Here is a 13,838-nt window from a genome sequence, read left to right as displayed (position 1 = left end):
TCAGTAATATTTAGTTGGAAAATATAACGATGGGTAGAAAGAATCTGGATTGATTTCCTAAATTTGAGCAATGCAGATATAGCTGCATTTAGTCATGTAAAAACAATCTAATCCTGATTCAAATGATGAAAGTGAAGTATTTTTTTCTAGCGATTTTCGCAATTACAATGTTTTCGGTGCAGGCGCATGGGTTCTTAAAAGCTAATGACCTTGTAGGCAACTGGAAGTATACTGTTTCAAACGTTCCGCCTGAATACGAAACCGGCGTGATGACTTTTGAAGAAAAGGAAGGTAAGCTAAGCGGCTCACTTGGCTCGACAGAGAAAATGGAAATGAAGGAACTCGTGGTTGACCAGGGCAAAATAACCTTCAAACTGGATTTTCAGGGCGGCTTACTCAATGTGACATTGGTTCAGGAAGGTGATTCACTAAAAGGCACCATCGTTTCACAGGACGGCGAATTTCCGATCACAGCCGTTAAGGAAGCAAAAAACTGATTTGACCAAAAATATTTCAAATTTAAAACACCGGCCTGAGCATGTCTCAGGCCGGTGTTTTTGTAGTTATTAATAACCGCTTTTATACTTAAATAACATTTGTTGTAGGGGTAGAATTTTCTCATTTCGTCTGGAAATATTGATATAGCGAAGCCGAATGGCCAGCTGATGTGAAACATTCCTAACCCAAACAAATGAGAAAAGGATATACTTTATTCCTTCGACCTATGGTGACGGGAAGTATGCTGCTAACGCTGCTGCTGCCTCCCGCGATGGCCAACAATGTGCCAAAAACCCGTAAAACCGGTTCTCATCTCACCATCGACAAGCCAATTTCCGGCAGGATTTTGTCAAAAGAAGACAACTCGCCCATCCCAGGAGTAACGGTTGTGGTAAAAGGCACAACAAACGGCACAACAACAGACGTGGATGGTAAGTACCAGATCAATGTGCCTGAAAACAACTCCGTCCTTGTGTTTTCTGCGGTCGGTTATCTGACGCAGGAAAAAGAGGTAGGCACCGCCAGCGTGATCGACATTATCTTGACGACCGATCAGAAAACCCTTGAAGAGGTGGTTGTAGTGGGTTACGGAACGCAAAAGAAACGTGACCTTACCGGCGCCGTTTCCCAGATCAGCGCCACAAAGCTTGAAAATGAAAACCCGCAATCTGTCCAGGACGTTTTGAGAGGAAACATTCCCGGTATGAACGTCGGCTTTTCCGCATCTGCGAAAGGCGGTGGTAATGTTGGCGTCCGGGGAACCAACTCGCTTACTGCGGGCAGTTCTCCACTGGTTGTATTGGACGGAGCCATCTATTATGGTGGCCTTGAAGACATTAACCCCAATGATATCGAGACGGTTGACGTTTTGAAGGATGCGAGTTCGGCAGCGGTTTTTGGTGCGAAAGCGGCCAGCGGTGTGATTTTGGTCACCACGAAAAAAGGAAAAGAAGGCAAAACGATCATCAATGTGAACACCAACATTGGTTTCGCAGAAGTGGCTAAAAATCAGGAAGTGCTGAGCCCGGAAGGTTTCCTGACCTGGCGGGGAGAAGTAATGCGGAACATCAATGCAGCAGCCCAACCAAGCCGTTTTACCAATCCCAATAACCTGCCGTCGGATGTTTCACTGGAGCAATGGCTGTCATTTGATGGATCGGCCGGTGACCCAACGACGGTTTGGCTGCAAAGACTTGGCTTACAATCAGTTGAAATCCAAAATTACAAGGAGGGCCGCAGTGTGGACTGGTATAGCAAAATCTATCAAAAAGCATTGCGCCAGGATCACACAGTAAGTCTTTCAGGAAAAAATGATAAGGTATCTTACTATATGTCATTGGGTTACCTGAGCAACGAAGGGATTTTGGTAGGAGATAAATACAGCACAGTCCGGGCCCGTGTCAACCTGGAAGGGAAAGTAAATAAATTCCTGACCGTTGGTATCAACACGCAATTTGCAGACCGGGATGAAAGTCAGGTTCCTGTTGACTACAACCTCGCTCCCAACCTTTCGCCCTGGGGATCGGAATTTAATCCGGACGGGACTTATAAATGGAGGCCTAATGAGGAGGCAAGCGGAGGAAACCACCCCTACTACGCCCCCAGCTTCACCGACCGCGACAAAGGCTCTACGACCATTAACAATGTTATTTTCGCCAAAGTCGGCTTGCCCTTCGGCATCACTTATCAGGCCAATTTTACGCCGCGGTTTGAATTTTATCACCGCTACAATGCCGAATCATCCAAACATGCAGAATGGGCAGCGGAAGGCGGCCGTGCATCACGCCGCAACACGAAAACCATTAACTGGCAGATCGATAATATCTTAAAATGGAACAAAACCATTGCGGAGAAGCACAACATTGATGTGACCCTGCTTGCGAATGCGGAACGTTTCAGAAGATGGGATGACAGCACGTCGAACAAAGGTTTTGCTCCGACAGATATTTTGGGTTACCACAACATTGGTGGCGGTAGTGCTCCGATCATGTGGAGTAATGACGAAACAAGCACGGCTGACGCCTTAATGGCCCGTTTGTTCTATTCGTTCAAAGACCGTTATATGGTGACGCTTTCAACCAGAAGGGACGGTTATTCGGCATTTGGACAAAAAAACCCAAGGGCACTTTTCTCGTCAGCAGCATTGGGCTGGGTGTTTACGGATGAGCCTTTCTTCAAAGTGAGCTGGCTGAACTATGGTAAGCTGAGGGTTTCTTACGGAAGCAACGGTAACCGGGACATCGGGCGATATGATGCATTGTCTAACCTCGCCACCGGTAAATATCTGCATGTTAATGCCGGCGGAACAGTGGTCCAGGTGAGTCAGCTTTATGTGGACAGAATGCAGAATCCAAACCTGAAATGGGAACGCACCAACTCGCTCAACTTCGGTCTCGATTTCTCCCTTTTCAACACGATCATTGACGGTAGCCTTGAACTTTACCAATCCCAGACAAAGGATCTTCTGGTAAAAAGAGCATTGCCCAACGTGCTTGGATTCGATTTCGTGCTGGACAACTTGGGCCAGGTGGACAACAAAGGTTTGGAGCTGAGCCTGAACTCCAACAACATGAAACGCGAGAATTTCTCCTGGCGCTCAACATTGAACATTCAGATGAACCGCAATAAGATCGCGAAACTGTATGGAAATATGGTCCCTGTGAAAGATGCGTCGGGCAATGTGATCGGTGAAAGAGAAGCAGACGACATTACCAACAAATGGTTCATAGGCCACGCCGTGGATGAGCTATGGAACTATAAAGTGCTGGGTGTGTGGCAGTCAGAAGAAGCGGACGCTGCGGCCAGATACGGTGTTAAGCCAGGTGACCACAAAATACTGGATGTTAACAATGATGGAAAATATACCAATGATGATAAGGTTTTCCAGGGTTACAAGACGCCAAGGGCCAGGATCACATTCCGTAATGAGTTCAAGATCTTCAAAAATTTCGATGCGTCGTTTATGATGTATTCGTATCTGGGACAAAAAGGCGAGTTCAACCAAATGAAAAACCGCCAGGGCTTTCCTGACCGTTCGAGCTCCTATGTGTTCCCATACTGGACTGCCGAAAACCGGAACAATGAGTGGGCTCGCTTGTATTCGAGTGAAGGCTCGGCAACCGGTTACGCCGTTTACCGCAGCAAATCATTCCTGCGTTTCGAAAGCATAGCATTGGCTTATACCATTCCAAAAAACATTGTTCAGAAGATCAACATTCAGAACCTGCGCATTTATGGAAACGTGCGTAACCTGGGCTATATATCCGGCTGGGATTTCTGGGACCCTGAGAATGGAACGAATAACGATAATAATACGAACCTGGACATCTCTGTGCCGAGTCCCCGCATTTTCACACTTGGCCTGGATATAACCCTGTAATATTCTCTTCCAAAAATCGACCAAATGAATACGATATATAAAAGATCAAAACAAATATTGGCGCCTGTGGTGATGGCAGGTTGCATAACACTAGCGGGATGTCAGAAAGACTGGCTGGCGCCTGAGCCACTTTCTTTTTACAATCCCGATATAACTTTTAATGATCCGGCTGGACTCCGGGCCACACTGATTGCCTGCGAACGGAACATGCGGATCGAATGGTATGGGGATGCGCCTCCGATGGTAACAGAAGCCATATTTTCCGACATCGCTGTGGAAGGAACAACCGACAAATCGGGTCCGGCCCAAAACCTGAACCTGCTGATCACACCCGATGCGCAATTGAACAGCGGGGATTACAACAAGATCGGCTGGTATTGGATTGAAGGTTTTAAGGGTATAAAGTATGCAAATGTTGCAATATCGCGCATTGACCAGCCTACTTACAAAAATGAGCAGGAGAAAAATGAGATCCTGGGAGCCGCCTACTTTCACCGCGCAGCCCGCTATTACAGGCTTACGCAGCAATTCGGGGACGTTCCCCTGATCCTGGACGAAGTAATCGGCCCTAAGCTCGATTTCCAGTCGACCAAGCGGGAGGTGATTTTGAAGAAAATGAAGGAAGACCTGGAATTTGCTGAGCAATGGGTGCCTGCTGTTACGGACAAAGGATCTGTTAACAAAGGATCTGTAAGCCATTTGCTAACAAAAATAAACCTGGCATTAGGACTGTTCGACGACGCAATTAAATCCGCGAGCAATGTCATTGATGGCGGAACACATAAGCTGATGACGAGCCGTTTTGGTGTAGACGCCAGCAAGGCAAACCGCAATGTCATCTGGGACCTGCACCGACCTGCAAACAAGGCGCTAGGGGCCAATACAGAGGGATTGATGCTGGTAATTGACCGCATCAATGTTGACGGAAACGTGCCGGACGGAATTCAGATCATGCGTAACACCGTTCCGTTCTGGCATAACAACATTAACACGCCAGCTGGTAACCGCGGGACAATTGACACCTACGGCATTGAAATTGACCAGATTACTACACTTGGCCGTGGAATTGGACGCGTTCGCCCGACTTATTATTCGCAGGAGGGTGTTTGGGATGATAAAAAAGATCTCCGCCACGCGCCGGGAAACTGGACACGCATGGAGGACATTGTTTACAACAATCCGGCGATCAAGGCCAATGATCCTTACTACGGCAAAAATCTGCAATTGCGCAACGCTGCGGGTGCATTGCTAACCATTGACACGATCAGATGCTGGTTTGACTGGCCTAATTACAAACTCTTCATCGAAGATCCCCAGCGCATTCAGCCACAAGGTGGAAACACCGACTGGTATGTGTTCCGTCTCGCCGAAACTTATCTGTTGAGAGCCGAAGCTTACGCGTGGAAAGGCGATCTGGTGAAGGCAGCAGCGGACATTAATGCCGTTCGCACCCGCGCCAATTGCAGCCCGATCCTGCCCGCGAAAGTGAACATTGGAACAGTCCTGGACGAGCGTGCAAGGGAGTTGTATTTTGAAGAGCCCCGTAAAACCGAGTTGACCCGTATTGCCTACATCTTCGCCATGACTGGCAAGCCTGCGCCAAACGGCAAGACTTACAACTTAGAAAGCTTCTCAGAAAGCAATTATTTTTACGACCGGGTAATGGAGAAAAGCGATTTCTACAACAAGGGGGTGAAAACGCGCCACGCCGATGAATATACGATGAGCCCATATCACGTGCTCTGGCCCGTTCCTCAGTCCGCGATCGATGGCAATGTGCAGGGAAGGATCAACCAGAACAAAGGTTATAATGGTTTCCAAAACAATGTTCCGGCATTGACTTCTATTCCTGAATAAGGGATTGAAAACGCATTTGGGAAAAATTAAAATATGCATGCAAAATGGCTCCGGAAACCCGGAGCCATTTTGCTTTTCTAATTACTCCAACCAGGAGGATTTTGGAAAACAATTTTTTGAGAGAGAAGAAAAAATTAAATTTATTAACGGTTACATAATATAAATTATCGACTGATTTTCTATTTTCACAACTTCTTGAATCTATTCATGCTATGAGAAAAAATTACACTTCTTTCGCGCTTCTGCTGATGCTTAGCGCTGGCCTGGTACAATGCAAAGTCAAGGATCGCATAGAGCCTGATCCGGCAATTGTTGAGCACATTGACTTTGATAAAGGAGCAGTCCAGATCATGGACACGCTGGTTGATCATTTGTACGGAAGATGGAAAATGCAGGAAGTGGAGTTTGATATCAAGTATTCCAACCCAACCGGCTCGGTAAAAAAGGATACGATTTTCAGGGATTTTGCCGAACTGGAAATCAAAAGTATTTCAAGAGAAGAAGACCGTCGCAATCCGGTTTGCAGCGGTGAGCTTTTGCTGCAAGGAAAAGTTTGGCCGGTTGCTTTCAGGTTAAATGCGGCTGCTGAACGTATCGTTGATAGGACTGGGCCGCAAGCATTCACATTGTTTGAAACGAACTTTCCCAACGGATCCCGCCCATGGCAAGATGATGAATTGTTCTTTCGGGATTTGGGATTAACCGGTGAAAACTACTCCATTGAGATTGACTATAACACGCAAAGCATGATCTGGAAAGGCCTGAACCGCGATATCAAACATATCAAACTTGTAAGGCCTTAGGATGCTGTTAAATGAACCCCCGTCGAATGCGCGAACCAACTATTATATTTGCAGGTTTTTAAGGCAATAAATAATTGGTAAAATTTGAGAAAGCGATTCAGAAAACATGTCCGCATGGCGCGATATGTCATTTATAAGGAAACCCTCATTGATTTCAACGACCATTTCTGGACATTTGTCGGCTCATTTTTAGGCATTGCACTCATTGGTTATATCAATAACAGCCAGTTTACGCAAGCCGATAACGTTTTTCTGATCGGTTCCTTCGGGGCCTCGTCCGTCTTGATTTACGGCATTATCAATAGTCCGCTTGCACAGCCCAGGAATCTGATCGGCGGTCATTTAATATGCGCGATCGTGGGTGTTACGGTGCACAAGATCATTCCGGACCAGATCTGGCTTGCATCCGCGTTTGCCGTTTCGTTATCGATCGTTTTCATGCAGATTACCAAAACACTGCACCCGCCAGGTGGCGCTACGGCATTGATAGCCAACATTGGTTCAGAAAAAATTACAAGCCTGGGTTATAAATATGTGATCAGTCCGGTGCTGACCGGTGTGCTTGTACTGCTTCTGGTGGCACTTTTTGTCAATAACCGTGCGGCGCACCGCCATTATCCCAAAAACAAAAACTGGTATAAGATCTGGCAGCGCAGATATAGATGACGCTGCCATTACATTTGCTGATCAGTTACTCACGAACCGCATGGCCCTTACCCGAAACATCCTTGAATGACAATGCTCCATACTTCGGAGGAAGTAACTTAGGATCGTACGAATAATTTGCTGCTTCAAAATTTAAATGTTTGAAAGCAGGAACAGATAGTCTAAAATCGAAAAAATCAATCCAAGACGCACCATGAAGAAATTGATAATGATAATCGTGAGCTTGCCGCTATTTTTTGTTGCGCCCGCATTTGCGCAGGGAGATGACAGCGACGTAATCAAACAAATGAACACCCAGTGGCTGCAATCTTATCCTAAACGCGACACTACTGCGTTAAGCAGGATTTTGGCTCCGGATTTCGTTATGATCTCGCCAACGGGCAAAAAGCTATCGAAGGGCGATATCCTGCAAAACGTGCTAACCCCGGACCAGCAAATCATCAACGTCACCATCGACAGCACAGACCTGCAAATCGTGAACAATGTAGGACTGCTAACCGCCTACACGAGTTTCGTGTTAAAAGACAAAGAGAAGATCCTGAAAGGAAAAAATTGCTATTCAGATGTCTACATTAAAAGAAAAGGAACTTGGGTCGCGATCAACGCGCATGTGACGTTGCTGGAATTGAAGTAAGATTGAAAAGCACTCGATCCTGATACCGATAACCTTATTTCAAAGCAATTCCTTCATCTCCTTCCATTCATAAATCTTCACCTTCCCGGCGGGCTTTTTTGCGGCGGCTAGCATGGCTTTGGCGATGTCTTTTCCTTCGATCCCTCTGAATTTCTGCATGGGGCCGATGAAAAGTGGATTAATCAGCGAGAAGATTTTTATGAGTGACTTTTCCAATGTCCGGCTTTCCTTACGGTTTCCCATGATCATTGAAGGCCGAAAGATGTGGGTATGCAACAAATCCTGAGCAATGACGTCCCGCTCCGTTTCGCCTTTTGTCCTGATATAAAAAATGCTTGATCCTGCATCCGGCCCCACGGCAGAAACCAGAAAGACCGATTTTGCTCCTCTCTCCTTCCCTATTTGCGCCGCCAAAACCGGATAATCGTGATCCACCTGGTAATATATTTTCTGATCAGGCGTATTCTTTTTCGTAGTGCCAAGCGCGATAAAAACCTCGTCCGCAACGATTTCGTCTTTCAAGCCGGGTAAAGAATGGTAATCCCCGATCAGCGTTTTTAGTTTCGGATGTGATACGTTTAAATTTTTCCGGACTACAATGGTTACTTGTTCGTAATCAGCATCATTCAGCAGCCCTTCGAGTAAATAACTACCGACAAAACCACTCGCACCAAACAGAATGGCCTTTTTCCCTTTTTTATCAGCGCTCATGATTTTTTGTTTTTTTCAATTTAATAAATTATCAAACAAATCATGCCGGAATCTGAGAAGGCATTTGCTTGCGAAATTTGCTGAGGATTTTTAGATTTGCAATCATGAGGATGACTCCAACACTCTAATTTGCTTCACACGTCGGATCAGACGTTTTTCCCCTTTTTACCGGGGATGTTTCATTGTGCATTTATATTTTTAAAAACCTGATCAGATCAAAGCGTGGTGCTTTTTTTGATCAAATTTGAAACAATGTTATGGAAGCAGCATTAGATAATAAACAAATTAACGATTTCATTAATAAAGGCTTTGTACGCATTGATAATGCCTTTTCTCAGGGAATTGCTGAGGCAGCGCGGGACATTCTCTGGGCGGATCTCGGCCTGGACCGTCATGATCCCGCGAGCTGGAAAAAGCCGGTCGTGCGTCTTGGAATGTATACTCAAGAACCATTTGTCCTGTCCGCTAATTCACCCGTGCTGCACCGTGCTTATGATCAGCTGGTTGGCGCAAATAATTGGCTTCCTCCGCGTGCTATGGGCACTTTCCCGATCCGCTTTCCTTCGGACGAAGATCCCGGTGACGCGGGCTGGCACGTGGATGCGGGATTTCCGGGTGCAGACCCCGGTAATTTTTTCAACTGGCGCATTAATGTGCATTCCAAAGGACGTGGTTTACTAATGCTTTTCCTCTATTCGGATGTGGAAACGCACGATGCACCGACCCGGATCCGGGTTGGCTCTCATTTGGATGTGGCGCGCTTGCTGCTTCCCAAGGGCGATGACGGACTCGGCTTTATGGAAGTGGCCGGGGAATTGGACAAACTTCCCGTGCGTGAAGAAGTGCTTGCAACCGGTAAGGCCGGAACGGTTTATTTATGTCACCCATTTCTTGTGCACGCCGCCCAACCGCATCATGGGCAAAACCCAAAATTCATGGCGCAGCCGCCCTTATTGTTACGAAATGAGCTGCACATTCATGGCGAAAGTCCGGTAGAAGAAGCGATTCGACTTGCTATTTCATAATTCCAGGTTACAAGGCGGCTAAGCGTGCCTGACAGTCACTAACTTAGCCGCCTTGACATTGAGATAAAATCATGGAAACTAAAAATGACATCAAGGCCTTTTACGCACCAACCCGCAAGGAATGGCGTGAATGGCTTGCGAAAAACAGCCAGTCTGAGAAATCTGTCTGGCTGATCATTTATCACAAAACCAGTGCAACGCCCAGCGTATATTACCCGGAGTCCATCGAGGAAGCCCTTTGTTTCGGCTGGATCGATTCAAAATCCATCAAGCGCGATGCTGAAAGCAGTTACCTGATGTTCACGCCACGAAAGACGACTGGCAAATGGAGCGCCGTCAATAAGGAACGCGTCGAACGGTTAACCGCCGCGGGCTTAATGACCCCGCAAGGCCAGGCGCTGATCGACCTTGCCAAAGAAACCGGGACCTGGGACGCATTGGTCGACGCAGAGAATGCCGTAATCCCGCCCGATTTACAGGCATTGCTTGACAAAAACGAAGCTGCACTCAAAAATTTTCTTGCCTTTCCACCCTCAGCAAAACGCCTGATACTGACCTGGATTTCGGACGCAAAAAGACCCGAAACCCGGCAGCAACGCGTTATATTGACTGCCGAGAAAGCAGCTGATAACATTCGGGCGAAAATTTAATTATTTGCACATATAACTTTGATAATCAATAAGTTAAATATATACTATGTTAGTAATATCACGTAAACACTGTAATGTTGCAAATTATCATGGAATAGCTATATTTGCGATATCACGTGGCAGATGCCCATGGACACACTATTAAAAACTTGTTTGGACAATGCTTTTCAACTCTCTGAGTTTTGCCCTCTTTTTTCCGGTTGTTCTTTTTCTCTACTGGATTTTTGCTAGAAACAGTTTAAGGTTGCAGAACATAATCTTGCTCATTTCAAGCTTGTATTTTTATGCTTGCTGGGATTATCGGTTTGTATTTCTTCTCATATTTTCCATTGCCCTCGACTACTATACAGGGCTTAAAATGGGAAGCTCAGAAATTCCGCGTGTAAGAAAATTTTGGCTCGTTCTGAGTATCGCCATTAACCTCTCGCTGCTGGGGGTACTTAAATACTATAATTTCTTTGCAGAATCTTTTGCGGAAGGGCTTTCGCTGCTCGGCTTATCCGTTAATCCACATACATTAAACCTGGTGTTGCCAGTCGGCATCTCGTTTTACACTTTTCATGGTTTGTCTTATGTTATTGACATTTATAAGAACAGGATCAAGCCGGAGAGAGACCTGGTGGACTATGCCGTTTTTGTGAGTTTCTTTCCGCTTTTGGTCGCTGGTCCCATAGAGCGCGCAACGCACCTTTTACCGCAAATTCAGAAAAAGAGGGTTTTTAGCTACGCACAAGCCTCTGATGGGCTCAGGCAAATACTCTGGGGACTTTTCAAGAAAATTGTCATTGCCGACAACTGCGCCGAGCTTGCTAATCTGGCTTTTAACAATCATGAAGCTTACGGGGGCAGCACATTGCTTTTAGGCGCTTTTTTCTTCGCCATGCAGATTTACGGGGATTTCTCCGGCTATTCGGATATTGCTTTGGGTGTTGCCAGAATTATGGGGATTGAATTATTACGCAATTTTTCCTATCCCTATTTTTCGAGGGACATTGCCGAATTCTGGCGACGCTGGCACATTTCACTTTCCTCGTGGTTTAGAGATTACGTGTATTTCCCGCTGGGAGGAAGCCGTGGCAGCATTTGGCTGAAAGTGCGAAACACATTCATCATCTTTCTGCTAAGCGGCTTCTGGCATGGGGCTAACTGGACATTTCTTGCCTGGGGTGCGCTCAACGCTATTTACTTCCTTCCGTTGCTGCTTTCAAAAAGCAACCGTGAGAACCTGGACATCGTGGCAAAAGGACGTTTATTACCCACGGTTAGCGATGTGGTTCACATGCTGGTTACATTTACTATGACTGTGTTTGCATGGATATTGTTCAGGGCGGAAAATATAAGGCATGCATTCGAGTATATCAGTGAAATCTTTTCTGCAAGCCTGTTTACAGCACCTGAGCTGGTTCGCAAAGATTTGCTGCTTCTGATTGCCGGTTTTTTTATTTTAGAATGGCTGGGGCGCGAGCACCCTTATGCCATTGCACGATTTGGTTTTAACTGGCCGAAGCCGGTTAAATGGGGATTCTATTATTGTTTGGTGATTGCGATCTTCGTTTTTACCGGTAAACAACAACAGTTCATTTATTTTCAATTCTAGATGGGTAAGTTTTTATTCAAATTTGTCATTTTTCTTTTGGCCGGATTTGTCTTGGGTGAAGCCGTGGTAAGGGTTTGGCATTTGACAAGCGAAGTCCCGAAACGTTATCTGGATGCAGCTAACATTCAGCGGTATAGCCCCAAACAGCAAGGTTACTGGAAAGGTGGTAACCACAGCTGGGCCACAAATGAACTGGGCTGGACAGGCACCTTGCCAAAAAGCTATGACAATCTTGTCACAGTTATCGGTGATTCTTTCATCGAAAATTTCATGAACCCAACGGAATGCCATCAGGATTTGTTACTCAAAGCCCGCGTCCCCGAAATGAATTTCGTGGAAGCTGCCCGCTCGGGAGTCTCGTTTATTGAGGCCATGGAAATCGCGAACAGCATGGATTCACTAAAACCCAAGCTCCATCTGATATATGTAAATCCAACCGACTTTACTGAAAGTGTGAGGGAAATTAAGGTCCACCCGGATATTACCCAGGTGGATCTGACAAACAAAAAAGTTGTTGCAGGAATAATGAAGTCCGCAAGGCTGAAATCAATGCTGTATAATGTCAAATTCGCCTATTATTTGTTCCAGAGATTCCCTTTAACCGAGATCAAGTTTAATATGGCTGCACACGCTCCTGTCAAAACGGTTAAGCAACCAGATCACGCCAATCACATGAAGTCGCTCATGCAGTTTGTGAAGGAAAAATATGATGTGCAAAACAAAATTATCGTCTTCCACCCAAAACTTCCCGACGCGTTGAAACAGGAAGTCCAGGCCGCCGGATTCAAAACGATTTCGCTGAATTCGGAAGGGCAAGGTGAATGGACGTTTATTTACGATCGTCACTGGACTTGTTATGGCCATAAACAGGCAGCAGATCAAGTCTCTCTTCACTTACAGAAATGGCTGCAATCCACTCAGTTGTGAAATTGGCATAAGTGATCTGCCAATCGCATCACATTAAAACAATGCTCCGTAATAAGGTTGTAACTTTTCCGGGGTTGGCTCATTATCCAGCATATCAATGAGGTCGATTTCAATATTACGGACAATGGTGCCGATTGGAATGTCGTTCAGCAGTCCTTCAAAAGGATTTTCGCTAATGTCACCTACATATTCCATGAACATAAAAACCCAGGAAACGATCATATTGAATGGGATGAGCAGAAACATATACCGCTCTCCCAGCTCGACGAACTGCGGCAGCAACCCAAAAGGAAGCAACGTCATGAAAACGAAAATAAACAGGTTAGAAGTGGTGGCATACTGACGGGGAAACGGTGTATTCTTGATCCGTTCACTCTTTCCCTGTTCATCGTAAAGGCTGGAAATCAGGTCTTGCAGGGCAACGTGCTGGTAAGCATCCACCCTGCCCGCTTCTCTGAGTCTCGACAAATGCTGCGATTGTTTATCCAAAATTTGTGTCGGAAGATTTTTCTTGTTTTTAAGGGCAAGGTGTTCACTGGCAAGAAGATACTTTTCTATTTCGATCTCGCAAGGCGTTTGTGATTTGTGCAGTGCGTCACGCTGGCGCTTACTTGCACGGTCCTTATGTTCCCAGGCTGTACGCTGTGCCATCGCATTTTTCAGTGCATATAGCCATGCAATGTGCCTGTAAATCATGATTTTGACATCATCATCCTCGTCCACGAATTTTGTCTGATCCTGGGAAGCAAAAGCCCTTAACGCTGCTCCGAAAGAACGGCTGTGATTCGTAATGCTGCCCCAGATCTTGCGCGCTTCCCAGCTTCGGTCGTAGGATTGATTGTTTTTAAAACCAACAAAAAAAGCAGTTGCCGTACCAATCAGGGACACTGGCAACCAGGGAATTGCAACCCATCCCCATCCCAGATAAGTGTAAACAAAAATGGCCATGGAGCCGGTAAAGAGAGAAAACAGCACCATTCGCCACGAGTAATAGTAGACGATGAGCGGAGACAAGTAGCGATTTACGTACATCTTACAGATTCAATATGGATGGTGAGTGAATGCGATAAAAATACATTTTTTCACCGAAA

12 protein-coding genes are annotated in these 13,838 nt (G+C 45.9%); 10 read left to right on the top strand and 2 right to left on the bottom strand.

What is annotated here, in order from left to right:
- Window positions 1–122: 122 nt before the first annotated feature.
- The 6 genes from B5X68_RS11375 (at window position 123) to B5X68_RS11350 (ending at window position 7,837) form a co-directional block, all read left to right on the top strand.
- A complete protein-coding gene (locus B5X68_RS11375) occupies window positions 123–497 on the top strand; it encodes a hypothetical protein (protein ID WP_229208370.1) in 375 nt (124 codons plus the stop codon).
- A gap of 194 nt (window positions 498–691) precedes the next feature.
- A complete protein-coding gene (locus B5X68_RS11370) occupies window positions 692–3,877 on the top strand; it encodes a SusC/RagA family TonB-linked outer membrane protein (RefSeq protein ID WP_229208369.1) in 3,186 nt (1,061 codons plus the stop codon).
- A gap of 24 nt (window positions 3,878–3,901) precedes the next feature.
- Window positions 3,902–5,734: a RagB/SusD family nutrient uptake outer membrane protein gene (locus B5X68_RS11365; protein ID WP_082214788.1), complete on the top strand. Its 1,833-nt coding sequence runs from the start codon at window positions 3,902–3,904 to the stop codon at window positions 5,732–5,734.
- Window positions 5,735–5,946: 212 nt separating this feature from the next.
- Complete coding sequence (locus B5X68_RS11360) at window positions 5,947–6,537, top strand: hypothetical protein (protein ID WP_082214787.1); 591 nt, start codon at window positions 5,947–5,949, stop codon at window positions 6,535–6,537.
- Between the two features lie 114 nt (window positions 6,538–6,651).
- A complete protein-coding gene (locus B5X68_RS11355; RefSeq protein WP_082214786.1) occupies window positions 6,652–7,203 on the top strand; it encodes an HPP family protein in 552 nt (183 codons plus the stop codon).
- A gap of 193 nt (window positions 7,204–7,396) precedes the next feature.
- A complete protein-coding gene (locus tag B5X68_RS11350; protein WP_082214785.1) occupies window positions 7,397–7,837 on the top strand; it encodes a nuclear transport factor 2 family protein in 441 nt (146 codons plus the stop codon).
- Between the two features lie 39 nt (window positions 7,838–7,876).
- Here B5X68_RS11350 and B5X68_RS11345 read toward each other — a convergent pair whose 3' ends face one another.
- Window positions 7,877–8,548 (bottom strand): NAD-dependent epimerase/dehydratase family protein, encoded by a 672-nt coding sequence (locus B5X68_RS11345; protein WP_082214784.1) that lies wholly within the window; start codon window positions 8,546–8,548, stop codon window positions 7,877–7,879.
- A gap of 257 nt (window positions 8,549–8,805) precedes the next feature.
- Here B5X68_RS11345 and B5X68_RS11340 point away from each other — a divergent pair, with 257 nt between their 5' ends.
- The 4 genes from B5X68_RS11340 to B5X68_RS11325 all read left to right on the top strand — a co-directional run bounded on the left by B5X68_RS11340 (window position 8,806) and on the right by B5X68_RS11325 (window position 12,747).
- Window positions 8,806–9,573, top strand: a complete 768-nt coding sequence (locus B5X68_RS11340) for a phytanoyl-CoA dioxygenase family protein (protein WP_082214783.1) — start codon at window positions 8,806–8,808, stop codon at window positions 9,571–9,573.
- Between the two features lie 71 nt (window positions 9,574–9,644).
- Window positions 9,645–10,223 carry a YdeI/OmpD-associated family protein gene (locus B5X68_RS11335; RefSeq protein ID WP_082214782.1) on the top strand — a complete coding sequence of 193 codons (579 nt, stop codon included), beginning with the start codon at window positions 9,645–9,647 and terminating at the stop codon, window positions 10,221–10,223.
- A gap of 358 nt (window positions 10,224–10,581) precedes the next feature.
- A complete protein-coding gene (locus B5X68_RS11330; RefSeq protein WP_310588650.1) occupies window positions 10,582–11,820 on the top strand; it encodes an MBOAT family O-acyltransferase in 1,239 nt (412 codons plus the stop codon).
- Window positions 11,821–12,747 carry a hypothetical protein gene (locus B5X68_RS11325; RefSeq protein ID WP_082214780.1) on the top strand — a complete coding sequence of 309 codons (927 nt, stop codon included), beginning with the start codon at window positions 11,821–11,823 and terminating at the stop codon, window positions 12,745–12,747.
- Window positions 12,748–12,780: 33 nt separating this feature from the next.
- Here B5X68_RS11325 and B5X68_RS11320 read toward each other — a convergent pair whose 3' ends face one another.
- Window positions 12,781–13,779, bottom strand: a complete 999-nt coding sequence (locus tag B5X68_RS11320; RefSeq protein ID WP_082214779.1) for a bestrophin family protein — start codon at window positions 13,777–13,779, stop codon at window positions 12,781–12,783.
- Window positions 13,780–13,838 lie beyond the last annotated feature (59 nt).

The sequence above is a fragment of the Dyadobacter psychrophilus genome (genome assembly GCF_900167945.1).
Classification (GTDB): domain Bacteria; phylum Bacteroidota; class Bacteroidia; order Cytophagales; family Spirosomataceae; genus Dyadobacter; species Dyadobacter psychrophilus.
This window is presented reverse-complemented; position numbering and strand designations above follow the sequence as displayed.